Origin of the sequence: Bradyrhizobium sp. BRP23 (assembly GCF_020194135.1) — a bacterium.
Classification (GTDB): Bacteria; Pseudomonadota; Alphaproteobacteria; order Rhizobiales; family Xanthobacteraceae; genus Bradyrhizobium; species Bradyrhizobium yuanmingense.
The window spans coordinates 481,669-505,498 of record NZ_JADYVW010000006.1 but is presented as its reverse complement, the minus strand read 5'-3'; the positions used below and the strand labels follow the sequence as shown (position 1 = coordinate 505,498).

Below are 23,830 nucleotides of genomic sequence, written 5' to 3'. Positions count from 1 at the left end.
AAAACGTCCAAGGAAGGAAGCACGCGATGAAGATGATCAAAGGGCCTGCGATATTCCTCGCTCAGTTCGCTGGCGATGCGGCGCCGTTCAATTCGCTCGATGCCATATGCGGATGGGCCGCCTCGCTTGGCTACAAGGGAATTCAGATTCCGAGTTGGGATGGGCGGCTCTTCGACCTGAACAAAGCCTCGGAGTCTCAGACCTATGCCGACGAGGTGAAGGGTATTGCGGCTCGGCACGGGCTTTCCATCACCGAGCTTTCGACCCATCTGCAAGGCCAGCTCGTCGCCGTTCACCCGGCCTATGATGCGGCGTTCGACGGCTTCGCCGCGCCGGACGTGCGTGGCAATTCCAAGGCCCGCACGGAATGGGCCGTCGATCAGGTCAAGCGCGCCATCCTGGCGTCTCGGCGGCTCGGGCTGACGGCCCAGGCAACGTTTTCCGGCGCGCTTGCCTGGCCCTATGTCTATCCCTGGCCGCAGCGCCCCGCCGGCCTGATCGAGACCGCCTTCGACGAACTCGCCAAGCGCTGGCGGCCGATCCTCGACTATGCCGACGAGCACGGTGTCGATCTCGCCTATGAGATCCATCCTGGCGAGGACCTCCACGACGGTGTCTCCTACGAAATGTTTCTCGAGCGGGTGAACAATCATCCGCGCGCGAACCTGCTCTACGATCCCTCGCACTTCGTGCTGCAACAGCTCGACTATCTCGACTACATCGACATCTACCACCAGCGCATTAAGGCGTTTCACGTCAAGGACGCCGAATTCAATGCGACCGGTCGCCAGGGCGTCTATGGCGGTTTCCAGAGCTGGGTCGACCGTGCCGGCCGCTTCCGCTCACTCGGCGACGGTCAGGTCGATTTCGGCGCCATTTTCTCCAAGCTCACGCAATACGATTACGACAGCTGGGCGGTGCTCGAGTGGGAGTGTGCCCTGAAACATCCCGAGCAAGGCGCGGCCGAGGGCGCCGAGTTCATCCGAAACCATATCATCCGGGTGACGGAGAAAGCCTTCGACGATTTCGCAGGCAGCGGCGCTGACGCGGCTGCCAACCGCAAGATGCTCGGCATCTCCTAAAAAAGAGGGTGCAACATGGCGATCGAAGCAAGCAACGAAACCGGCGGCCATCGTCGTATCCGGCTCGGGATGGTCGGCGGTGGCCAGGGCGCCTTCATTGGTGCCGTCCACCGCATTGCCGCGCGCATCGACGACCAGTTCGAGCTGGTCGCCGGCGCGCTCGCGTCGGATCCGGTTCGCGCCAAGACGTCCGCAAAGGAGCTCGGTATCGCCGACGGCCGGGCCTATGGCTCGTTCGAGGAGATGGCGCGGGCTGAAGCGGCGAGGGCGGATGGCATCGAGGCGGTCTCGATCGTGACGCCCAACCACATGCACCGCCCGGTCGCGAAAGCTTTCCTCGAAGCCGGCATCCACGTCATCTGCGACAAGCCGCTGACGACCACCGTTGCGGACGCCGAGGAACTGGTGGCGCTGGTCAGGAAGACCGGCAGGATCTTCGCCGTCACGCACAATTACACCGGCTATCCCATGGTCCGGCAGGCGCGCGCCATGGTCACGAATGGCGATCTCGGCGAGATCCGTCTCGTCAAGGTCGAGTATCTGCAGGATTGGCTGACCGAGCCATTGGAAACCACCGGCCAGAAGCAGGCGGCGTGGCGCACCGACCCGTCCCGGTCCGGCGCCGGCGGGTGCATCGGCGACATCGGCACCCATGCTTACAATCTTGCCTGCTTCGTCAGCGGGCTCGAGCTCGACGAATTGCTCGCCCAATTGTCGATCTTCGTCGAGGGGCGGCGGCTCGACGATGATGTCCAGATCCTCCTGAAGTGGAAGGGCGGCGCCAAGGGCATGCTGTGGGCGAGTCAGGTTGCCGTCGGCAACGAGAACGGGCTCACGCTGCGCGTCTACGGCAGCAAAGGCGGCCTTGAATGGGCGCAGGAGAATCCGAACCATCTCTGGTTCACACCCTACGGCAAGCCCAGGCAGCTCCTGACCCGCGGCGGAGCCGGCGCAATGGGCGAGGCCGCCCGCGTTAGCCGCATCCCATCAGGCCACCCTGAGGGCTACCTTGAAGGCTTCGCAACGATCTATGCCGAGGCGGCGCGCGCCATCCGCGCGGCAGCGGTCGGTGAAAAGCCGCATCCCGATGTCGTCTTCCCGACGGTCGAGGATGGCCTCGCCGGCGTGAAGTTGATCGATGCTGCGGTGAAGTCGTCCGCGGGTAATGGCGTCTGGGTTCGGATGACGTAAGGCGGTCGCGAAGCCGCGGAACCCGTTGTCGACGGATCTGCTCTATATGGATGCAATCGTGACCGATGACTTCGCTTTGTCGAGTACCGCCGAGTGAGACAACTTGCACGGCATTCGGTGCGTCACGTCATGCGACAGCTTGCGGCGTCCGGCGTCCGCACGAAAAATGCATCAAATGCGAGCAATTGTGGCGCCTGCAATTTGCATGCTGACTATGGACTACCTCACACATCTGAAATTTCCGCTCTCACAAATTGCTGACGCGGAGCTAAGGCGAGTTCCATTGCTTTGTCTAACCTAGATTGTATGGTGCCCGTAAGAGCATCCGGTCTGATCGACGATGTGCGGCCAATCGGCGCTGTCCGTGTCCTAGTGATCATGATCATAAGAAGAATGTTCGCCCCCGGATAGAATGAGGGACAGAAGACAATGACCGAAGGAAAAGGACAATGTCGCTGCTCCAGATCAATCTCTTCGGCGGTGTCGAGGTCGTGTGTGCGACCGGCGAGTCGGTGTTGATCCCCAGTCGCAAGGCTGCAACTCTCCTGGGCTACGTGGCGCTCAGTTCTCCTCGCGCCATTTCGCGCGGCAAGCTCGCGACGCTGTTGTGGGACGGTCATTTCGGCGATCGCGCGCGCGCCAGTCTTCGACAAGCCCTGCTCACGTTGCGGCGTGAGCTGCCGCGATATTCGGATGTGATCCTGGCCGATCGCGATGATATACGCATCTGTCCGAACAGCATCAGCACCGATGTCGGGGAATTCGAGCGGCTTTTGACGGGAGGGGATCCCGAACGTCTGGCCCGCGCGGCGGTGCTTTATCGCGGCGACCTTCTCGAGGGCATCGGCTCGACTTCATGCCAATTCGAGGCCTGGCTGTCTGCCGAGCGCCAGCGACTGCGGACCCAGGCGATGCGGGCGCTTGCGGGCCTGCTCGACTCCGGCGGGCGCGAACACATGGATATCGCGATCGCACTCGCGCTACGGATCCTCGCAATCGACCCGTTGCAGGAAGAGATTCATCGCATCTTGATGCGCTGTTACGCGCAGCAAGGCCGCCGGACCGATGCGCTCCGTCAGTACGATCTCTGCCGCTCCGTACTGTGGCGCGAGGTTCGCGCAGCGCCGGAGCGAGAGACGGAACGGCTGCAGCTCGAAATCCGGCACACGTTCCGAGCCGCTGTGAGATCTACTTCACTCAAATTGCCTCGTGATAAGAATTCTGACGCAACTTTCACGCTCGACGTGACGCCTGCATCACGATCCCTGTCGTAGCCTTCAGCCGCTCGCACAATCGTGCGCAGTGATCCCGCCTCCCTGTGGGGAGCGCGTGTCGCTCACGGCTCAAGCACTTCATCAGGAGATTTTGAACATGACTGGATTTCAGCAACAGACTGAGGACTACGGCCAATTGGACCCGCAGGGGATCTTCGGCTCGATCCTCGGCGGCGCGGCCGGACGCGTTATCGGCAACCTGCTCGGCGGCAAGAAGGGGAAGCAGATCGGCGGCGCGATCGGCAACATCGGTGGTGGCTTCCTGCCGTTCTCGGCCGGTCCGGACATGCAAGATACCGTGCAGGTCTCCGACATGGAGTTGCAGGGCTTCTGGAGCGTGCTGAAGAAGATCGGCCAGGGCGTGCAGACCGGCTTGAATGTCGGCAAGCAGCTCGGCGTGTTCAGCGCCCAGCCTGGCCTGGAGCCCGCGGCGGCGCAGGTTTCCGACATGGAGCTGCAGAGCTTCTGGAGCGTGCTGAAGAAGATCGGTCAGGGCGTGCAGACCGGCGTGAATGTCGGCAAGCAGCTTGGCGTGTTCAGCGCCCAGCCCGGCTTGGAGCCCGCCGCGGCGCAGGTTTCCGACATCGAGCTGCAGAGCTTCTGGAGCGTGCTGAAGAAGATCGGCCAGGGTGCCCAGACCGGCCTCGATATCGGTCGCCAGCTCGGCGTGTTCAGTGCCGGCCCCGGCGGTCAGCCTGCCGCGGCGCAAGTCTCCGACATGGAGCTGCAGAGCTTCTGGAGCGTGCTGAAGAAGATCGGCCAGGGCGTGCAGACCGGCTTGGACGTCGGCAAGCAGCTCGGCGTGTTCAGCGCCCAGCCCGGCCTGCAGCCCGCGGCGGCGGAGGTCTCCGACATGGAGCTGCAGGGCTTCTGGAGCGTGCTGAAGATGATCGGGCAGGGCGTGCAGACCGGCTTGGATGTGGGCAAGCAGCTCGGCGTGTTCAGCGCCCAGCCCGGCCTGCAACCCGCGGCGGCGCAAGTCTCCGACATGGAGCTGCAGAGCTTCTGGAGCGTGCTGAAGAAGATCGGCCAGGGCGTGCAGACCGGCTTGGATGTGGGCAAGCAGCTCGGCGTGTTCAGCGCCCAGCCCGGCCTGCAGCCCGCGGCGGCGCAGGTCTCCGACATCGAGCTGCAGGGCTTCTGGAGCGTGCTGAAGAAGATCGGCCAGGGCGCCCAGACCGGCCTCGATATCGGCCGTCAGCTCGGAGTCTTCAACGCCGGCCAGCCCGCTGGCACGATGCACTAGACCCAACGCGTGGGGGCGGGCGCAAGCCCGCCCTCTGCGCTTAGACGTGAATGGAAACCAGATGGCCGATTCAACCGCGTCGCAGCAATTCATCGTGCAGGGAGGCCCGGTCCAATCCGGTGAGCTCAACGAACACTTGCAGCGTGAACCCGGCGTGAAGCGAGTCGCGCAAGTCGCACCCGATGTCGTCATCTTGTCGATGACGACGACACAGGCCGATCGCCTGAAATCGACGTTTGCCACGCTGGTGGTCGAACCGGATTCAGCGCTGAAGCCATTCGATGCCGACTGACGTCGGTGGGCAAACATTGGACACGCAAAACATCAAGGAGGCCGCAGATGGCCACGAAAGGCAAATCAGGAACTTCCACGCAGGGCGAGCACGACGCGACCGAAGCCGCGATGAACGGCAACGGGTCCGTTCCGGACCAGGGCACCGCTCCATCATCGTCACGGGGGCAGGAGCCCGCAACGATCGCAGCGCGCCCGGCGCAATTCATGATCGCGCCGCAGCAGCAGCCCGGGCTTGCGACCTTCAGCGTCGATTTCCTGACTCAGCAGCTCAGCAACAGTCCCGACATCGAAGTGGTGAAAACGGTCTCTCCGCCGCGCCTGTTCGGATTTCAGAGCGCAGAGCTCGGACAAGTGCCGCTCAGCCCGCTGGTCCTCGCCAAGATGACTCCTGACAAGGCCAAGTTGCTGCAGACCCAGGCGGGACAGCGTTGCGCGGTGGAGCGCGACGAGCGGCTGAGCTACATGCTCGATCCGACCACGCCGCAGCTGCCCAATCCGGGGGTGCTGACACCGCTGGCCGACGGCTTCACGACCACGATCGAAGTGCTGGGCCAGGATGGTCCGCTGCCTGAAGCCGAGGTTTATGTGTTCGGCAGCATGTGGCCGGCCCAAGGCATCACCGACGCCACCGGCCGCGCCACAGTGACCCTGCAAGGCGAAAGACCCGAGACCATCCGCTCGATCCTGGTCAAACCGAAGATCGACTACTGGACCTTCTGGCTCGATCGTCCGCAGCTCGTTCCTAACAGCGTCAACCGGATCGTTGTCAGGGCGCTCGGCGCGGTGTTGCGGAATTTCCCCGGCCAGCAATTGATGGGATGGGGTGAGCGCGCGATGGGCCTTGATCGTCTGCCTCCGTCCTTCGATGGCGCCGGCATGAAGATCGCAGTCATCGATTCCGGCCTGGCGCCGACCCATCGCAATCTGCACGGCATCACGGCAGGCACCAGTATCGTCGGGACCGACAAGGCGGCCTGGACCGTCGATACGATCGGCCACGGATCGCATTGCGCTGGAATCATCGCTGGCGGACCCGTCGGCGCCGGTGGCGGCATCCGCGGCTTCGCTCCCGCGGCGGAAATCCACGTCTGCCGCATCTTCCCCGGCGGCCGGTTCAGCGATCTCGTCTCCGCGCTCGATTACTGCATGGAGCATGGCATCGATGTTGCCAATATGAGCCTGGGCGGCGGCGAGCCTTCGCGCATTATCGAGGAACGCATCATCCGGGCCAAGCAAATGGGTATGGCCTGCATCATCGCCGCGGGCAATTCCTCGGGGCCGGTGCAGTTTCCCGCGTCGACGCCGCATTGCCTGGCGGTTGCCGCGATCGGCAAGTGGGGCGAATTCCCCAACGACAGCTATCATTCGCAGCAGGCCCTCGACGGCTTCCAGAGCCGCGACGGATATTTTCCGGCAAAGTTCTCCTGCTTCGGTCCGGAGGTCGACGTCTGCGCGCCTGGTGTGGCGATCGTCTCGTCGCTTCCCGCCGATGGCTTCGGAGCATGGGACGGCACCTCGATGGCGACTCCCCATGTCACGGGCCTGGCCGCGCTGGTGCTGGCGCATCATCCGGACTTCACCAAAGGCAACTTTCAGAATCGCGACGCACGCCGTGTCGAGCGGCTGTTCCAAATTCTGAAGGAAACCGCGACGCCGCTGCAGTTTGGCGACCCAAATCGGACCGGCGCGGGATTGCCGAACGTGATGCGGGCACTCGGCCTGGAAACCGGCGTCGCCCCGGTGATCGCCGCCGCTACCGCAACCGACCCTGCGCTGGCAACGTTGCGGCGTCTGCTTGGATTGCAGTCGGTCGAAGCGCCGAGCATGGTTCCCGTGGGGTCGCCGCCGCCGTCCGCCGATCCCGTGCACGGCAGTGCGATCCACGTGGCGCGCGGTCCGGCACAAACGGCGGCCGCAATGAATCTGCAGTCCGTCGATCCGATCAAGAACGGATCGAGCTCCGTCGCTCACGGTCCCGCACAGACCGCAGGCGCGGCAGTCGCGCCCATGATGGTGGATCCGAATCCGGCGCAGATCCGGGAAATCATGCACAGGGTGGGATTGCTCTAACGCGCGTCCTTGGCATCTCAGAAAGGGGCACAGCAGCAGCTGTGCCCCGAGTGCCGACTGCCTTGAGGCAATTGCTGCGGCCGCTCGCCTTGGGAACATGGTGGATTGTTTGCCGCGTCCTGGATTTTCCTTCGCGGCGTCGTGCCGCACAGGCGCAGCTTGGAACTCTCGCGCCCGATCGAAACTTGACTCCGCGGGTCAGCATCGCCGCCGATCGCTGGCCTGCACGGCCCCGCCTCCAAGCCCCCCATACCCCCCAGGGTGGGGCCGTGCTTCCAAGCAGGAGGTGCAATTGTCCGAGCCGACCGAGCAAGAGATCAGAGAACGCGCGCACCAATTGTGGGAGCAGGCGGGCAAGCCCGAAGGGCGCGAGGAGGAATTTTGGCACGCGGCGGAGCAGGAGCTGCGCAACGAGGACAGGTCGAGCACGCTGCGGACGCCGGATACGCTGTGACCGACAAGATCTGCCCATTCTGCCAGGGTCTTGGATGGGTCTGCGAAAACCATCCGCTCCGGGTCTGGAGCGAGAAGCTCGGCGGCTGCCGCTGTGGCGAGGGCATGCCCTGCTCCTGCAACACGACTGAGGACCCTGAAATCAGGGTGGTGATCGTCGAAGCCGACACGACGTGGCACTAGCGGCGCCCAACCGATGCCTGCTCGGCTGGTCACTTCCGAAACGCTGCACCTCAGGGAACGGACCATCCCGGAAAGGAATTTAGTGTCCGCACGGCTCCGACAACAATTCTTTCCGCGGCAGTTTCGGTGGTGGACGAGCAGAAGAAGCTAGAGCACCAGATCGAACTCGCAACGCGAGCGGCCTCGCTCGTCAGGGATGAAACCACCGGACAACGCTTCAGGAGCTTCGCGGAGGAACTGAAACGAAAGCTGCTTCGCATAATGCGCCGTGGCAGGGTGCGCACACGCGCCTATGAGCTCTGGGAGCAGGCGGGACGGCCGAGCAATCGCGAGTTGGAGTTCTGGCTGGAAGCCGAACGTCAGATCGAAGATGAACGCGAGGAGCGAAAGAGTTCGGGCGCTTCATAGCGCCGGGCGGTATCTCCGTCCTCTGCGCGCGGACCGCAGGTTCCGGTCGCGCGAGCAAGGAAAAAGCCGCCGGGTTGTTCACCCTGGCGGCGTCACAAAGTCCGTAGCTGTTGATGGTCTTCCCAGCCTCGTGCGTACCGCCGTTACCTTGTTTGCGGCCATGCCTGATCCTTGTAGGCGAGGTTGCGCGATTCCGCTGTGATCTGGAGCACACAGTGGACGGGATTCGGCATCGCGATCTGAATCCCGCGCTGCGCTGCAACCATCAGTGCGCTCACGAGCCCCCTCAGGTCCGGTACCACGCCGCCAGGTTCCACGTGATGGTGTCCCAGCCGGAGATGTCGATCATCAAATTGTTGGCGCCGGCGTTGACGACGTGGCGCGACAGCAGCGGCAGGAACACGTTTGCCTCGCAGAAGATCTCGTCGACCTTCATCAGCAGCGCGGCGCGCTTGACCGGATCGAGCTCGTTCTGCGCGGCCTTGTAGGCTTTGTCGGCTTCGGGGTCGGAATAGCGCGAATTGTTGCGGCCGAGCCATTTGTTGTCTTTGGTGGCGATCTCCCAGGACACGCACTGGTTCAAGAGGCGCTCCGGATCGGGCTGCGGCTGCGTGGTGTTGTACATCTCCATGTCGGCATAGAATTTCGAGTAGGTGTCGGGATTGCCGACGTCGGATGAGAAGAACACGGAGGCGGTGACCGCCTTGATCTCGATGTCGATGCCGGCCTTCTGGCACGCCTGCTTGATGATGGCCTGCGTCTTCTGCCGCGGCGCGTTGGTCGAGGTCTGGAATACGTATTTGAGCTTCTTGCCGTCCTTCTCCCGGATGCCGTCCGCGCCCTTGGTCCAGCCGGCCTCGTCGAGGATCTTATTGGCCTTGTCGATGTCGAACTCGTATTTCAGCTTGGGCGACTTGAACTGCTTGGGCGCGTTGACGAAGCTCGCGGTGGCGATGGCGCCGCGGCCGTAGATGAACTTCTGGATCGAATCGCGGTCGATCAGGAAGTTGATCGCGCGGCGAACGGCGGGATCGGACAGCGTCGGATGCTTGGTCTTGACGCTCGAGCGCTCGCCGTCGACCTCGGTCCAGGGGTCTGTCGTGTTGAGGATGATGAACTCGACATTGCCTGAAGGCGTGATCTCGAGCTTGCCCTTGCCGCCGGCCTCCATGCGCTTGAGGACCTCCTCCTCCACCTGCATGTTCCAGGCGAAGTCGTACTCGCCGGTCTGCAGCACGGCGCGCGCCGCGGACACCGCGTCGCCGCCACCCTTGATCTCGACCATGTCGAAATGCGGCTGGTTCTTGATGTGATAGTCGGGATTGCGCTCGGCGCGGATCATATCGCCGGGCTTGAACTCGACGAATTTGTACGGGCCGGTGCCGACCGGCTTCAGATTGCCCGGCGCTTCGCGCGACTTGGCCCCGACATACTCGCCGAAATGATGCTTCGGCAGGATCATCCCGACCGAGCCGACGAACGGATCCGCCCAGAACGGCGTCGGCGCCCGGAAGATCACCTTGACAGCGTGGTCGTCGATCTTCTCGACCTTGATGTCCTTGTAGGAGCCCGTGGTGTAGGCCGCGGTGGCGAGATCCGCGGCGTATTGCCAGGTGAAGACGACGTCGTCGGCGGTGAAGGGCTTGCCGTCATGCCAGGTCACGCCCCGCTTCAGCTTCCAGATCACGCTCATGCCGTCGGCCGCAAGGCCGCCGTTCGCCTTGGTCGGCGCCTCGGCGGCGAGGCAGGGAATGAGGTTGCCCTCCTTGTCCCAGCCGGCGAGCGGCTCGAAGAAGATGCGCGAGGCGATCTGGTCCTTGGTGCCGAGCGCGAAATGCGGATTGAGCAGGGTGGGCGCCTGCCAGAGCAGCATCTTGAGCGTGCCGCCGCCGCCGGCCTTGGCCGGCTTGTACGGCAGCGTGGCGTCAGCCATCGCGACGTCGTGCCAGACCAGGATCTGGCTCGCGATCGGCGCCGCGATTCCGACCGCGGCCATTGTCCTGATGAATGAGCGCCGCGACAGCGTGCCTTGCTTCACCTCTGCGACCAGATTGCGGATTTCGTTCTCGTTCATTGGATGATCCCCACTTCGTCGCCACCGGCTCAGTGCGCGCTAACTCAGCACGTCGGGCGTGGTGGAGTCAAAGAGAAGGACGCCGGCCCGGCTGCGGATGGAACGAAAGTGTAATCCGGGATTCTTGCCACGAGCGGCAGCAGCCCTGCTTGCGCGGCGCTTCATCCGGGTTACGCGCGCGCACTTTGTCGCACTCTGCATTCGTTTTCCGTTTGCGGCCGAATGGAGAAAGGCTGGCCCCGAGCCGCGGACAATATGGATTTCCATTTCATTGATTTCGCACCGCAGAAAAGGGAATACGGGTCCGTTGCCGCAAGACCTAAGGAGACCAAGATGCCGTTTCGCCTTCCCCTGATTCTCTCTGCCGTGCTGGCCGCATGGTCCGCCGCAGCCGCGGCCGAGACCATCAAGATCGGCGTGACGCCGGGGCCGCATGCGCAGATCCTCGAAGCGGTGAAGCCGATCGCCGCCAAGCAGGGCCTCGACATCCAGCTCCTGGAGTTCTCCGATTACGTGGTGCCGAACGCCGCGCTCGATGCCGGCGAGATCCAGGCCAATTCGTTTCAGAACCAGCCTTACCTGGACAACCAGAAGGCCGACCGCGGCTACAAGATCGAATCCGTCGGCCTGACCGTGAACTTCCCGATCGGCGTCTATTCGAAGAAGCACAAGGCCTTCGGCGATATCCCCGCGGGCGGCAAGGTCTCGATCCCGAACGATCCGACCAATGGCGGCCGCGTGCTGCTGCTGCTGCGCGACAAGGGCGTGATCAAGCTGAAGGACGGCACCGGCTTCAAGCCGACCGTGCTCGACATCACCGACAATCCCAAGAAGCTGAAGTTCATCGAGGTCGACGCGGCGCAGGCCCCGCGCGCGCTCGACGACGTCGATGCCGCCGCGATCAACACCAACTATGCAACCCAGGCGGGCCTCGATCCGGTCAAGGATCCGATCCTGCGCGAGGACCCGAAGGGGCCCTATGTCAACCTGATCGCGGTGCGCAGCGCCGACAAGGACAAGCCTTGGGTCAAGATCCTCGTGGACAGTTACCACACGCCTGAGGTCAAGGAGTTCGTCCTGACCAAGTTCAAGGGCGCGGTGCTGCCGAGCTGGTAGGCAATCTGCCCGCCCAGAGTCCACATCAAGGCGATCCGGCGGGCAGCCTTGCGATCAGCCTTGCGCAGGAATCTTGCGTATGTGCCCTGCGTAATGCCCGCTTGTCGGGAACTGCGGCAACCGACATCATCGGGGCCCATCCTCGCCCGACAGGGATCGTATGAAACGCTTTGCCAACCTGAAACGTCTGGGCTTCTTCACGCGGCTGCTCGACGAGGCGCCGGCGGCGGACCGCTATCGCTTCGCCGCCGAGCAGATCGTGCGCGCCGAGAAGGCCGGGCTCGATTCCGCGTGGATCGCTCAGCATCATTTCCATGAGCGCGAGGGCGGCCTGCCGTCGCCCTTCACGTTCCTGGGTTATGCGGCCGCGCAGACCTCGCGCATCCGCCTCGGCACCGGCATCGTCACGCTGCCGCTGGAGAACGCAGTGCGGGTGGCGGAGGACGCCGCGGTGCTCGATCTCCTTTGCAACGGCCGCTTCGAGCTCGGCGTCGGCACCGGCGGCAACCCGTCGGCCTTCGCCGCTTTCGGCCTCGACAGCGCCCAGCGCAACGAGATCTTTGCCCGCAATTTGGACATCGTCCGCAAGGCCCTGACCGGCGAGCCGCTCAATGGCGGCGACACGCTCTATCCGCAGCGGCCGCAACTGGATAAGCGCATCTGGCAGGCGACGTTCTCCGTTGCCGGCGGCGCCCGCGCCGGCAAGGCCGGCGACGGCCTCCTGCTCTCGCGCACGCAGCCACGGGCCAAGGACGCGCCGAACGCGACGCTCGCCGAGATCCAGAACCCGATCATCGATGCCTATCTCGCCGCGCTGCCGCCGGGCTGCGAGCCGCGCATCATGGCCTCGCGCAGCATCTTCGTTGCCGACGACCATCGCGAGGCGCTGCGGCTTGCCGATATCGGACTGCGCCGCGCGCTGCCGCAATTCATGAAGGGCGGACATCCCCCTCCGGGCGAGACGCTGGAGGAGATGATCACCGCGTTCGACACCCATGTCGGCGATGCCGACCACGTCATCGCCTCGCTTCGCGCCGACGCCACGCTGGAACGGGTGACCGATCTCGTCTTCCAGGTGCATTCGGTCGATGCGCCGCATGCTGACGTCCTGCGCTCGATCGAGCTCGTCGCCGACAAGGTCGCCCCAGTGCTGGGCTGGACCCGGACGGCCGCCAAAGACATTGCCCTCGCAGGTTAGCCGGAATGAACGAAAAACGCGTTGCACGAGGCTGAATGATGGGAACGCAAGACATCATCGACACGCTCGCCGGCATCGAGCCCGGCTCCACGCTCGACGCCATCCGCGCGCGCCGCCTGCAGGCGCGCGAGAATGCGCAGAAGAGCTATCTCGCTTTGTTCGAGCCGATCGAGGCCGGCGATTTTTCGCTTGCCGAGCGCGCGGTGGTCGCGGCCTTCGCGACCGGGCTCCATGGCGAGTCCCCCGTCGCCGCCTTCTATCGCGACAAGCTTGCCGCGACTGCGGATGGCGCGCCTCTGCTCGATGCGATCAACGCCGAGATCGAGCGCGGCAAGACCTCCGGCCCATACGGCGCCTATCCGGCCGGTCCGTTGTCGATCGAGAACAAGGCCTGCTTGATCTATCGCGTCAGCGCGGAGCGCAAGCCGGTCCTCGGCGCCCGGCTGGTTGCAGCATTGGAGCACGCGCATCTCCTTATCTTCCACCCGCGCGACGCCGCGTCCGCCGACATGAAGGCGCTACTGGCTGCCGGCTGGTCATCCACCGGCATCGTCACGTTGTCCCAGCTCGTTGCGTTCCTGTCGTTCCAGGTGCGCGTCGTCACCGGCCTGCGCACGCTCGCCGCAGCGAACGCGTAGGAGGTCCAATCATGAGCACCGTCAATCCGCCCGTCGCCTTCACCCAGGACGAGCTCGGCTGGGTCTCGTGGATCGACCCTCTGCCCGAGGCCGAGCTGACCGAGCGGCACTACGCCGGCCTCGTCGACCGCGCCCGCGCCAAGTCGGAATATTTTCGTCTCTTGGTGCGCGATCCCGAAGTTCTGGAGGCCCGCACCAAGACCGACAAGGACATCTTCTACAACGTCGCCGACGGCCTGCCGCGCGCCGAGCGCGAGCTCGCCGCTGCCGCGACCTCGCGTTACAACGGCTGCATCTATTGCGCCTCCGTGCATGCGCGCTTCGCCAGCACCTATTCCAAGCGGCGCGACGACGTGCAGCGCCTGCTCGACCAGGGCGTTGGGGCCGATCTCGGCGATCGCTGGAATGCGGTGGTCAAGGCCTCGGTGGCGTTGGCCGCAACGCCGATCGCATTCGGGCCTGACAATATCGCCGAGCTGCGCCGCGCCGGTCTCGACGACGCCGAGATCGTCGACGTCATCAACGGCGCCTCGTTCTTCAACTGGGCGAACCGGCTGATGCTGTCGCTCGGCGAGCCCTCGAAATAGGCAATCTCACCGGCACGAGAATTGCTGCTGTATCAACATGAATGGATGGAGCCGTGAATGAGCAACATCGATCGCCGTACCCTGGTCAAAGGCTCGCTCGCCGCCATGATGGCTGGCACAGCCTTCTCGCGCGCCGCATGGGCGCAATCCGCCGAACCGATCCTGCTCGGCGTCAGCGGCCCCCTCACGGGACCGAACGCGCAATATGGCGCGCAGTGGAAGCAGGGCTTTGATCTCGCGCTCGACGAGATTCACGCCGCCGGCGGCATCAACGGCCGCAAGCTCGCCTACCAGTTCGAGGACAGCCAGAGCGATCCGCGCCAGTCGGTCGCGATCGCCCAGAAATTCGTCTCCGATCCCCGCATCGTCATGGAGCTCGGCGATTTCTCCAGTCCCGCCTCGATGGCGGCCTCCCCGATCTATCAGCGCGGCGGCCTGGTGCAGTTCGGCTTCACCAATTCGCACCCCGACTTCACCAAGGGCGGTGACTTCATGTGGAGCACGTCCGTGAGCCAGGCCGACGAGCAGCCGCTGCTGGCGTCCTACGCCGTCAGGCGGCTCGGTCTGAAGAAGCTTGCGGTGCTGCACCTCAACACCGATTGGGGCCGCACCAGCCGCGACCATTTCGTCAAGGCGGCCAAGGAATACGGCGCCGAGGTCGCGATCACCGAGGGCTACATCGCCGAGGAACGCGACTTCCGCTCCACTCTGGTGCGCGTGCGCGACGCCAGCCCGGACGGCCTGATCCTGATCTCCTATTATTCCGACGGCGCGCTGATCGCGCGCCAGGCCCGCCAGGTCGGCCTGAAGCAGACGATCTGCGCGGCCAGCTCGGTGTATTCGCCGAAATTCATCGAGCTCGGGGGCGAGGCGGTGGAGGACGTCCATCTCGGCACGCGCTATTTCCCGCAAGATCCGCGGCCCGAGGTGAGGAAGTTCATCGACGGCTTCAAGGCCAAGTACAACGGGCAGGAGCCCGACGCCTTCAATGCCTATTCCTATGACGCGATGAACATGGCCGCTGCCGTGGTGAAGATCGGCGGCACCGACCGCCGCGCCATCCGCGATGCCTTCGCCAAGGTGAAGGACGTCTCCAGCGTCATCTTCGGTCAGGCCACGTTCGACGTCGAGAGCCGCCGCGTCAAGGGCGCCATGAACGCCGAACTCGTCGTGCGCAAGGGCCAGTTCGCGCTCTGGGACGGCAAGCCGACCTGATGTGATGGCCGAAGCGATCGCTCCGGCCGCTTCTCCCTGATTAGGAATGCTGCGTGTCCTCCTGGCTCGACCACACCATCAACGGGCTGATCGTCGGCAATGTCTACGCGCTCGTTGCAGTCGGGCTCGCGCTGATCTTCGGCGTCAGCCGACTGATCAACTTCGCGCAAGGCTCGATCTATCTGGTCGGCGCCTATATAGGCTGGATCGCGGTGGTGCAGCTGCACACGCCGCTGCCTCTTACCATCATCGTGGTCGCCGCGGCCGCGGCGATCGTCGGTCTGATCATCGAGCGGTTCGGTCTGCGGCCGCTGCAAAACTCGGTGCGCATCGCGCCGCTGCTCGCGACCATCGGCATCAGCTTCGTGCTCGACCAACTGGTGATGCTGATCTTCTCGCCCAATCCGCGCGCGCTGCCGAGCCAGTTGCCCGATGTCCGCTTCCAGGTCGGTGGCGGGACGATCGGGCCGCTTGATCTGCTCATTGCCGGCGTCGGCCTCACCAGTGCGCTGCTGCTGTTCGTGTTCCTGCGTTACACCAAGCTCGGCTGGGCCGTGCGTGCCACCGCGCAGGACCGCGACGCCGCCATGCAGATGGGCGTCGACGTCAACCGGGTCAATCAGGCCGTGTTCGGTATCGCGGCGGCGCTCGGCGGCGTCTCCGGCATGCTGGTCGGCATGTACTACAACCAGATCGACACGGCGATGAGCCTTCAGGCGACGCTCAAGGGCGTCGTCGCGGAAGTCGTCGGCGGCGCCGGCAACGTGCCGGGCGCGGTGATCGGCAGCCTGCTGCTGGGCCTCGTCGAGAGCTACGGCGTCGCCGTGCTCGGCACCAGCTACCGCAATTTGTTCGCGTTCCTGCTGCTCGTCGTCGTGCTCGTGCTGCGGCCGAACGGCCTGTTCGTCAGCGCACGGCAGGCGCCGCCCGAGCCGCTCACCGGCACGTTCATCGCGCCGAGCCGCCCGGTGAATATTCCCCGCTGGGCGCTGTTGGTCGCGGTTGCCGGCTTTGCGATCCTGCCGCTGTTTCCGGTGTCCTTCTACGTGCTCCAGACCCTGATCAACGCCTGGCTGCTCGGCATGCTCGCGCTCAGCCTGACGCTGGTTGCGGGCACGATGGGGCAGGTCTCGCTCGGGCATGCTGCGCTGCTTGCGATCGGCGCCTACACCTCCGCATTGCTGTCGCTGACGCTGGCCGTTCCGGCCGGACTTGCCGTCATCGGCGGTGGCCTGATGAGCGCCGCGCTCGGCACGCTCCTGATCTCGCCGTCCTTCCGCCTGCGCGGGCATTACGTGTCGATCGCGACGCTCGCGATCGGCGAGATCGTGGCGCTGGTGATCCTGAACTGGGAGAGCGTGACGCGCGGCCCGATCGGCATCTCCGGCATCCCGCCGCTGTCGCTGTTCGGCTATGACCTGATCAGCCCGACCTCGGTCTATTGGTTCAGCCTTGCGGTGATGGTCGTGCTGGCGCTGCTGCAGGGACGGCTGCTTACCTCGCATCTCGGCCGCAGCTTTCGCGCCATCCGCGACGACGACATCGCCGCGCGCGCCTATGGCCTCAGCCTAAACCGCTACAAGTCGATCGCCTTCATCTTCGGCGGCTTCGCCGCCGGCGTCAGCGGCGGCATCGCCGCACATCTCTATTCCTACATCAACCACGAGACCTTCAACACGCAGCAATCCATCCTGGCGCTGACCGTCGTGATCCTCGGCGGCCTCGGCAACGTCGTCGGCGCGATCGTCGGGTCGGTCGCGCTGGTCGGCCTGCCCGAAGTGTTCCGGATCGCGGCCGAGTACCGCATCCTGATCTACGGCATCGTTCTCTTGCTGCTGGTGCGGTTCAGGCCGCAGGGCCTGTTGGGAACGGTCTGATGGAGAAGCAGCTTCACGCCATGCTGTCCCTGCGCGGCCTGACGCGCCGTTTCGGCGGCCTCACCGCGGTCGATACGATCGACCTCGATCTCGCCAAGGGTGAGCTGATCAGCATCATCGGCCCGAACGGCGCCGGCAAGACGACGCTGTTCAATCTCGTCACCGGGCTGGATCGGCCCGATGCCGGCACCGTCAGCTTCGAAGGGCAGGACATCACCGGCCTGTCGCCGGAGCGGCTCGCGGCCGAAGGCATCGCGCGCACCTTCCAGCTCGGCCGCGTGTTCGGCAATCTCAGCGTCATGGACAATGTCCTGATCGGCGCGCACACGCGGCTGCGCGCGGTGAAGCCGGCCGTGCCGGTGATCGGCTCGCTGCTGGAATTGGGTCTGGCCTTGCTGCGTCCCTCGCGCGTCAGGGCCGAGGAGGAGCGGCTGCGCGAGGAGGTGAAGGCCATCCTCGCGCGTTTCGGCGAACGGCTGCTGCCGCGCATCGACCAGCCCGCCTATAGTCTGTCTTACGCCAACCGCCGCCGCGTCGAGATCGCGCGTGCGCTCGCGCTGAAGCCGCGGCTGCTGCTGCTCGACGAGCCCACCGCCGGCATGAACCCGACCGAGACCGCGGAGATGCAGGGGCTCGTCGCCGAATTGAAAGCCGAAGGGCTGACCATCCTGCTGATCGAGCACAAGCTGGAGATGGTGATGCGCCTGTCCGACCGCGTCATCGTCATGGACGAGGGCAAGAAGATCGCGGAAGGGCCGGGCGAGCAGGTGCGGAGCGATCCCAAGGTGATCGAGGCGTATCTCGGCCATGGGCTATCAGGGACGACTGAGCAGGAGAGCGCGGCATGACGAGCGCACCCGAACCGCTGCTGGCTTTGTCTGATGTCAACACCTTCTACGGCCAGGCCCAGGTGCATTTCGACCTGTCGATCACGGTTGCGCGCGGCCACATTGTCTGCCTGCTCGGCGGCAACGCGAGCGGCAAGTCGACCACGATGAAGATCATCTTAGGGTTGGTGAAGCCGCGCTCGGGCGAGGTGACGTTCGACGGCGCTTCGCTGATCGGGCTCTCCACGCCGCAGATCGTCCGCCGCGGTATCGCCTCGGTGCCGGAGGCGCGGCGGCTGTTCGCCGACATGAGCGTGCGCGAGAACATCCTGATGGGCGCCTTCGTGCGCAATGACCGCGACGCCATCGCGCAGGATCTCGACAGGATGCTGACGCTGTTCCCGAAGCTCGGCCAGCGGCTGTCGCAGCGCGCCGGCTCGCTGTCCGGCGGCGAGCAGCAGATGGTGGCGATGGCGCGCGCGCTGATGAGCCGCCCGCGCATGATCGTGATGGACGAGCCGACCATGGGCCTGTCGCCGCTTTATGTCGATCGCGTGCTGGAGCTGATCCGCAGCATCAACCAGGCGGGCGTCTCGGTTTTCATGGTCGAGCAGAACGCCAGCCTCGCGCTCGAGATCGCGCACGAGGCCTATGTGCTGCAGACCGGCAAGATCGTGCTGTCTGGCCCCGCGCGCGCGCTGAAAGACGACCCCCGCATCCGCGACGCCTATCTCGGTGGCTCCGAGGCGGCCTGACGCTCAAGCCGACGCCGCGCTCGCGACCTGCTCCGCCGGCTGATGATCGCCGTTGGGATCGCCCGGCGCGGTCGCCCAGGCGAGCTCCACCAGCGTCACGATCCGGCGGCCGCCGCCGTCGAGCTGGACGACGATCAGGCCCTGCTCCTCCATGTAGCCGAGCAGGCGCTGCGCGCGGCGCAGCGAGTGCGAGCCGTAGGCACGGGCGATCGCGGCATCGCCGGGGCAGGGCCAGCCTTCCTTCGCCGCGCGCGCGATCATCATGAACACGCCCTGCATGTCGTCGGGCAGGATCGAGGCGCGCAGCGCCACGTCCTGCCAGGCGTCGTCTTCGGTGAGATCCGTCCCGAGCCCGGCGCGCGCATGCGTCAGCATGCGACGGAATTCGTTGAGATCGGGCACCGCCGCCCCTAAGCCCTCGATGCGGCAGCGAACCACGAACTCCTGATAGAGCACGCCGATGGCGCGGAAGCCGGCATCGGGCTCGGCCATCACGGCACGCAGCGTGCGATCCACGCGCTCGCGCCGCTCGGCGAGCTCTTCGGCACTGACGGGAGCCTCGACCACTTCGACCCGAATCTCCGGCACCGCGGCGGCCTTCGCCGCGCGAAGCTGCTCGAGCAGATCCGGAGCCGGCCGTCGCTGCGGCCGGCTGGCATCGGGCGGCGGTGCGGCGAGGATGACCGCGCGGGCATCTTCAAGCGTGGCTTCCGGCAGCGGCATCAGCCGCGGCGTCGAATTGCGCGGGCTGGTCTCGGTTGGGCCGATGTTGAGGCGCAGCGGCCGGCGCGACAACGCAGGTCCCAGCGCCATGAACTGACCGCGCTCGAGATCGCGGAAGGCTTCCGCCTGCCGCCGCTCCATGCCGAGCAGGTCGGCGGCGCGGGCCATGTCGATGTCGAGGAAGGTCCGCCCCATCAGGAAGTTCGAGGCTTCGGCCGCGACGTTCTTGGCGAGCTTGGCCAGGCGCTGGGTTGCGATGATGCCGGCAAGCCCGCGCTTGCGGCCGCGGCACATCAGATTGGTCATGGCGCCGAGCGAGAGCTTGCGTGCTTCGTCCGAGACTTCGCCCGCCACCGCCGGCGCAAACAGCTGCGCTTCGTCGACGACGACGAGCATCGGGTACCAATGATCGCGGTCGACGTCGAACATCCCGCCAAGGAACGCAGCCGCGCGCCGCATCTGGTTCTCGGCGTCGAGACCTTCGAGATTGAGCACGGTGGAGACGCGATGCAGCCGTGCGCGCTCGCCCGCGACCTGGAGGCCGCGCTCGGTGTGATCCTCGGCCTCGATCACCAGATGGCCGAAGCGCTCGGCCAGCGTGACGAAGTCGCCCTCGGGATCGATGATGGCCTGCTGCACCCAGGGGGCGCTCTGTTCCAGCAGCCGCCGCAAGAGATGCGACTTGCCGGAGCCCGAATTGCCCTGCACCAGGAGACGGGTCGCCAGCAGTTCCTCGAGGTCCATGGCGGCCGCGGCGCCTGCCGTGGTCTGCCCCATCTCGATCGCAACCGTCATGTCCCCGACTCAAAGTCCCGTCATTCGCGGACAGCGGCTTATCAATCCAGCCGCGGCGCGTCGAGCGCTCCAGCGCGAATCAGATGGTGTTGCCCACGCCAAAACCGGAAAGCTCCGCCGCGCGCGGCAGGAACCCGGTGCCGAACGGCGCCGGCTCGGGGAAGATGGTGCAGACCGCCATCGCTCGGCCCGAAATGACGCAGATCAAGATCGACGGGCCCGAGACCTGCTATCCGGCCGTATGACCTTTCTGACCTTCTTCACGGCGACCTATTTCCTGCTGGCGGTGCCGGGGCCGACCAACACCCTGCTGGCGACATCGGGGGCCGGAGCGGGCATCTCGCGCTCCCTTCATCTGCTTGCGGCGGAACTGTGCGGCTATCTGCTGGCGATCGCGGTGCTGCGGCTGGCGCTCGGTCCGGTCATCAGCGACATCCCGATTGCGGCGCTGCTGCTCCGCGTCGCCGTGACCATCTACATCCTGTGCCTCGCGGTCATGCTCTGGCGCGTCAATACGCGCGAGCTGCGCGACGGCGCTGCGGTGACGTTCGGCCAGGTGCTGCTGACGACGCTGCTCAACCCGAAAGCACTGGTCTTCGCGTTCCTGCTGCTGCCGCTTGGGGCCGGGCCGCTCGAACTGCTGCCGTGGCTCGGCGTGATCGTGCTGCAGATTCTCACCGCCGGCGCCGCGTGGATCATTCTCGGCGCAACGCTCGGCCGCGGCGCCCGTCGCCTCGGGCGCCCTGACCTCGTCACGCGCACCGGCGCGGTTACGCTGGTCGCGGTGACCGGGCTGATCTGGCTGCAATCCTTCCTGGTTGCCTGAGCGCCGGCGTTGCCAGGGCGCGCCGCGCTACTGCGCGCCGGAGCCGCCCTGCACGATCTTCTCGCTCAGCTTCTGGTCCACGGTGTCGACGGTGCGGTCGATCTCGGCGTTGGGCACGCCGAGCTGATGCGAGATCAGCTTCACCAGCAGGTCGACGCGTTCGATGAAGGGCGCACCGCTCGCGACCGCGCGCGCCGCCGATGACGGCTTGAGCAGGCTCTCCGCGGCCTTGGCGTACTTCGCGAACGGCACCTGGTCCTGCGGATCGGCGCCGAGGCGGCGGGCGATCGCATCGACATGGTCGTAGATCGTCTGCGAACGATTGAGATCGCCGTGCACGGCGTCGCGGATCGACTGCGGCTCGTTCGGCGTGATGCAGCGGTAATTGCCGGTCAGCAGCATCGACCATTTCGCCAGCGGCACGAACAGGGAATCGAAAACTTTCAGCTTCACCGGCACGTCGTGGCCGTCGAGCGTCACCGCGTCGATGTCGGCCTCCAGCTCGCGCAGCAGCTTGTTGTGCTTCTCGTCGGCGAAGACCGACGCCTTGAAGTTGGTGGGCAGGCCGACATGCAGCACGTTGGCGGCCTCTTCCGGCGGCCGGAAGGCCTGCGGGTCGGGCGAGCACAGCGTCACCAGCCCGGGCTCAAACCGCTCCCACACCTGCGCATTGGTGTAGGCCTCCTCGAGATCCATGTCGGCGAGTGCCGGAATCCGCTTCAGGTAGGGCAGGGGCGGCATGTTCATGATCGACAGGCACGGCAGCTTCGCCGCGGCAATCTTGACCATGAGGACGCGCACCGTGTGGTTGGTGTATTGCGGCTCCTGCATCGCGAGGCCGACCAGATCGTAGCGGGAGAGGTCGACATTGGCCGGCGTCACCGCGTCGAGCTTGCCAGGGAGGTTGCGGGAGAAGATCGCCCGGTGCACCGCCTCGTCGCGTAGCTTAATGCGCACCTCGGTACCGTCGCGGTTGATCAGCTCCGCAGTCTTTGCGCGGCAGACCAGGGTCACGTTATGCCCGGCCATCAGCAGCTTCGTGCCCAGCAGGGAGCCGTAAGAAGCCCCAAGAATCAATATGTTGTGCGCCATGCTCCGTCCCCTGGAAATCTGTGTGATTTTTCCGGCCCCGGCCGTTCCGCGGGGCAGTTGAGGGCATGTAAAGCGAAGCGCATGGGAATGGCAACTGGGATAATGCATACAAGGGTGCGTCTGGTCCCCGCGGGTTCGAGGGCCAGCCTGGCGGCCTGTTTCGGTCTCGTGTCAACCCAGTGAAGCAAAGATATTCTTCCTTACCGAAATTCGGATTTGTCGTATGTGTCGGTCATCCCGGCTCAATTCGAGGGGCGATCATGAGGTCGTCATTGTCGCGAGCCGGGCTTGCGGTGGACGCGGCAGCGTCGGGCGCGAAAGGTGCGGGCAGGAAGGGTAGTCCCCGGTGAGCTCGCGGCCGCGCGCGGACGAACGGCGCTGCTAGGTTTCGTCTCGTCTGTAAGTTTCCGGCTCTGTCGACGGTGTCAGGGAATACTGCGGGCGAAATGGCGGGCCGTGCGTACGGCAAAACCGTGTGGTCCTGGCCGTCGTTGCTACGGTCAAGCTCTCGCGAATGCGGCATTGGCGTCAACCGGCGCGGTGCCGGTGACTTTTGCGAGGGTGAGGGAGGCCAGAAGGAACTCGGCTCCCGGGAGAGCACGGCATAAGCCGTCCGACCATCGCGCAGGGAAGGCCGAGTGATTGGCACCACCTGTATGCTGCTGTGCGGTTTTCTGCGTGTGCGTTTTGCGCAGCGGACCGCGGGTGCGATGTCAGCACCCGGTCTTCCCTGCGCCCTCTTGCCGATGAGGGCGGCGAGACGAAGCAAAGCTCGGGCGAAATCAGTCGCGAGAATGAATATGCACGTCTGCGACCACACACTCGCTGTCATCGCCCGGCTTGACCGGGCGATCCAGTACTCCGAGACGACAGTTGTTCAATGCAGAGGCCGCGGCGTACTGGATTCCCCGCCTTCGCGGGGAATGACAGCCGTCACTCGGAGAGCGAGCTATCGCCTCATACTCCGTCATTGCTTCGCTTCGCTCGCAATGACGTTGATGGAGCGCCGCTTCTTGGCGGCCTCAGCCCTGGCTCGCCATGCGCTCGCGGTCGAGATGCTGCTCGATCTTGGGGCGGTCACGCGTGCGCTCGAAGCTGGTGCAGAGCAGCTCGGTCTCCTCGAGCGAGATCGGAGCACGATAGAGCCGGCACATGAATTCGGCGTTTCCACGCCCCTTGCCGGTGCCCGGCCCGCGCTCTGCGAGAAACATGCAGTCCCGGCAGATGCTCGCTTCGAGCCGCTGATGGGCAGCATCGAGGTGATTGAGGATCTCGCGGAGAGAGTCGCGCAGCCTGATGCACTCCTCGGTCCCGAGCGACGTCACCGCGTTGACCACGTGATTGATCGGGTCGTGCTGGCTCAGGCATTTCTCGCCCTGCGGCGTGACGTGCAGGACGACGGAACGCTTGTCCTCATGCGACGGCTTTCGCACCAGGAACGACTTGCTCTCCAGAGTCTTCACGATCTGCGACGCCGTCGCGCGTGTGGCGCCGATGAAGCCGGCCAGTGCGGACGGCGTGCGCGAAAACCTGTTGGCGCGCCCCAGAAAGCGCAGCGCCATCCATTCCCGATCGCGCAATCCATGCTGATTGCCTTCGAAATACCAAGCCCGCGCCGCCTGAACCAGCAGCTCGACGGCTTCCCGCGCCAATGGCATGAATCTACCTCGTCCCCGGAACTTCGTCTGCGGCGTCCCGAAGCCGCTTTGCGCCCTGAGTGTCAGACGAGCATGCCCTGTCGAACTCTCGCACAATGGCGCGGATCGCACCGCGCCCGACCTCGGCCGATGAGCGTCGCATCGTCCGCAGCGAGAAGCCGTATCGCTGATGGCATGCCAACGGCGTGGTCGTCGCGCGGGAGCTCGGGTTGCCGTCGCCGGCAAACGGTGGATCGGAGTAGCTCAAC

The 23,830-nt window shown here is 65.2% G+C and carries 22 protein-coding genes; 18 read left to right on the top strand and 4 right to left on the bottom strand.

Features of this window, described 5'->3' with window-relative positions:
• The first annotated feature begins 26 nt into the window (after nucleotides 1–26).
• From I6F24_RS19900 to I6F24_RS37785, 9 genes are all read left to right on the top strand, one after another.
• On the top strand, nucleotides 27–1,082 hold the full coding sequence (locus tag I6F24_RS19900) for a sugar phosphate isomerase/epimerase family protein (RefSeq protein ID WP_225149190.1): 1,056 nt from the start codon (nucleotides 27–29) through the stop codon (nucleotides 1,080–1,082).
• Between the two features lie 15 nt (nucleotides 1,083–1,097).
• Nucleotides 1,098–2,273 (top strand): Gfo/Idh/MocA family oxidoreductase, encoded by a 1,176-nt coding sequence (locus I6F24_RS19895; RefSeq protein WP_225149189.1) that lies wholly within the window; start codon nucleotides 1,098–1,100, stop codon nucleotides 2,271–2,273.
• Between the two features lie 449 nt (nucleotides 2,274–2,722).
• The gene (locus I6F24_RS19890; protein ID WP_050996197.1) at nucleotides 2,723–3,547 is read left to right on the top strand and encodes a BTAD domain-containing putative transcriptional regulator; all 825 of its coding nucleotides are present in this window, start codon (nucleotides 2,723–2,725) and stop codon (nucleotides 3,545–3,547) included.
• Between the two features lie 97 nt (nucleotides 3,548–3,644).
• Nucleotides 3,645–4,793: a hypothetical protein gene (locus I6F24_RS19885; protein ID WP_225149188.1), complete on the top strand. Its 1,149-nt coding sequence runs from the start codon at nucleotides 3,645–3,647 to the stop codon at nucleotides 4,791–4,793.
• Nucleotides 4,794–4,854: 61 nt separating this feature from the next.
• Nucleotides 4,855–5,085 carry a hypothetical protein gene (locus I6F24_RS19880; RefSeq protein ID WP_036006916.1) on the top strand — a complete coding sequence of 77 codons (231 nt, stop codon included), beginning with the start codon at nucleotides 4,855–4,857 and terminating at the stop codon, nucleotides 5,083–5,085.
• Between the two features lie 47 nt (nucleotides 5,086–5,132).
• Complete coding sequence (locus I6F24_RS19875) at nucleotides 5,133–7,157, top strand: S8 family serine peptidase (RefSeq protein ID WP_109144835.1); 2,025 nt, start codon at nucleotides 5,133–5,135, stop codon at nucleotides 7,155–7,157.
• Between the two features lie 292 nt (nucleotides 7,158–7,449).
• Nucleotides 7,450–7,611, top strand: coding sequence for a DUF2934 domain-containing protein (locus I6F24_RS19870; protein WP_074447557.1), 162 nt, complete (start codon nucleotides 7,450–7,452; stop codon nucleotides 7,609–7,611).
• Nucleotides 7,608–7,793 carry a hypothetical protein gene (locus I6F24_RS19865; RefSeq protein ID WP_225149187.1) on the top strand — a complete coding sequence of 62 codons (186 nt, stop codon included), beginning with the start codon at nucleotides 7,608–7,610 and terminating at the stop codon, nucleotides 7,791–7,793. The genes I6F24_RS19870 and I6F24_RS19865 overlap by 4 nt, the downstream gene beginning before the upstream one ends.
• Nucleotides 7,794–7,922: 129 nt before the next feature.
• Nucleotides 7,923–8,201, top strand: a complete 279-nt coding sequence (locus I6F24_RS37785; RefSeq protein ID WP_225149186.1) for a DUF2934 domain-containing protein — start codon at nucleotides 7,923–7,925, stop codon at nucleotides 8,199–8,201.
• Between the two features lie 286 nt (nucleotides 8,202–8,487).
• Here I6F24_RS37785 and I6F24_RS19855 read toward each other — a convergent pair whose 3' ends face one another.
• Nucleotides 8,488–10,275: a peptide ABC transporter substrate-binding protein gene (locus I6F24_RS19855; protein WP_057026455.1), complete on the bottom strand. Its 1,788-nt coding sequence runs from the start codon at nucleotides 10,273–10,275 to the stop codon at nucleotides 8,488–8,490.
• Nucleotides 10,276–10,608: 333 nt separating this feature from the next.
• Here I6F24_RS19855 and I6F24_RS19850 point away from each other — a divergent pair, with 333 nt between their 5' ends.
• The 8 genes from I6F24_RS19850 to I6F24_RS19815 all read left to right on the top strand — a co-directional run bounded on the left by I6F24_RS19850 (nucleotide 10,609) and on the right by I6F24_RS19815 (nucleotide 18,488).
• Nucleotides 10,609–11,391, top strand: a complete 783-nt coding sequence (locus tag I6F24_RS19850) for a MetQ/NlpA family ABC transporter substrate-binding protein (RefSeq protein ID WP_036027487.1) — start codon at nucleotides 10,609–10,611, stop codon at nucleotides 11,389–11,391.
• 160 nt (nucleotides 11,392–11,551) lie between these two features.
• Nucleotides 11,552–12,589 (top strand): putative FMN-dependent luciferase-like monooxygenase, encoded by a 1,038-nt coding sequence (locus I6F24_RS19845; protein WP_225134431.1) that lies wholly within the window; start codon nucleotides 11,552–11,554, stop codon nucleotides 12,587–12,589.
• A 38-nt stretch (nucleotides 12,590–12,627) separates the two neighbouring features.
• Complete coding sequence (locus I6F24_RS19840; RefSeq protein ID WP_225149389.1) at nucleotides 12,628–13,227, top strand: CMD domain protein; 600 nt, start codon at nucleotides 12,628–12,630, stop codon at nucleotides 13,225–13,227.
• 11 nt (nucleotides 13,228–13,238) lie between these two features.
• Nucleotides 13,239–13,814: an alkylhydroperoxidase domain protein gene (locus I6F24_RS19835; protein WP_225149185.1), complete on the top strand. Its 576-nt coding sequence runs from the start codon at nucleotides 13,239–13,241 to the stop codon at nucleotides 13,812–13,814.
• Nucleotides 13,815–13,871: 57 nt separating this feature from the next.
• Nucleotides 13,872–15,029: an ABC transporter substrate-binding protein gene (locus tag I6F24_RS19830; RefSeq protein ID WP_225142112.1), complete on the top strand. Its 1,158-nt coding sequence runs from the start codon at nucleotides 13,872–13,874 to the stop codon at nucleotides 15,027–15,029.
• A gap of 53 nt (nucleotides 15,030–15,082) precedes the next feature.
• Nucleotides 15,083–16,906, top strand: a complete 1,824-nt coding sequence (locus tag I6F24_RS19825) for an ABC transporter permease (RefSeq protein WP_225149184.1) — start codon at nucleotides 15,083–15,085, stop codon at nucleotides 16,904–16,906.
• Nucleotides 16,906–17,754: an ABC transporter ATP-binding protein gene (locus I6F24_RS19820; protein WP_225149183.1), complete on the top strand. Its 849-nt coding sequence runs from the start codon at nucleotides 16,906–16,908 to the stop codon at nucleotides 17,752–17,754. The genes I6F24_RS19825 and I6F24_RS19820 overlap by 1 nt, the downstream gene beginning before the upstream one ends.
• On the top strand, nucleotides 17,751–18,488 hold the full coding sequence (locus I6F24_RS19815; protein ID WP_225149182.1) for an ABC transporter ATP-binding protein: 738 nt from the start codon (nucleotides 17,751–17,753) through the stop codon (nucleotides 18,486–18,488). Before I6F24_RS19820 ends, I6F24_RS19815 begins: the two co-directional genes overlap by 4 nt.
• Before the next feature lie 3 nt (nucleotides 18,489–18,491).
• Here I6F24_RS19815 and I6F24_RS19810 read toward each other — a convergent pair whose 3' ends face one another.
• Nucleotides 18,492–20,006, bottom strand: coding sequence for an ATP-binding protein (locus I6F24_RS19810; protein ID WP_225149181.1), 1,515 nt, complete (start codon nucleotides 20,004–20,006; stop codon nucleotides 18,492–18,494).
• A gap of 241 nt (nucleotides 20,007–20,247) precedes the next feature.
• On the opposite strand from I6F24_RS19810, the gene I6F24_RS19805 reads away from it, so the two are divergent.
• The gene (locus I6F24_RS19805; RefSeq protein WP_036027459.1) at nucleotides 20,248–20,832 is read left to right on the top strand and encodes a LysE family transporter; all 585 of its coding nucleotides are present in this window, start codon (nucleotides 20,248–20,250) and stop codon (nucleotides 20,830–20,832) included.
• 27 nt (nucleotides 20,833–20,859) lie between these two features.
• Here the strand turns inward: I6F24_RS19805 and I6F24_RS19800 are convergent, their stop codons facing one another.
• Together I6F24_RS19800 and I6F24_RS19795 are read right to left on the bottom strand one after the other, a co-directional pair.
• Nucleotides 20,860–21,924 (bottom strand): 2-dehydropantoate 2-reductase N-terminal domain-containing protein, encoded by a 1,065-nt coding sequence (locus I6F24_RS19800; RefSeq protein ID WP_036027457.1) that lies wholly within the window; start codon nucleotides 21,922–21,924, stop codon nucleotides 20,860–20,862.
• 1,022 nt (nucleotides 21,925–22,946) lie between these two features.
• Complete coding sequence (locus tag I6F24_RS19795) at nucleotides 22,947–23,582, bottom strand: MarR family transcriptional regulator (protein WP_036006959.1); 636 nt, start codon at nucleotides 23,580–23,582, stop codon at nucleotides 22,947–22,949.
• Nucleotides 23,583–23,830: the final 248 nt, after the last annotated feature.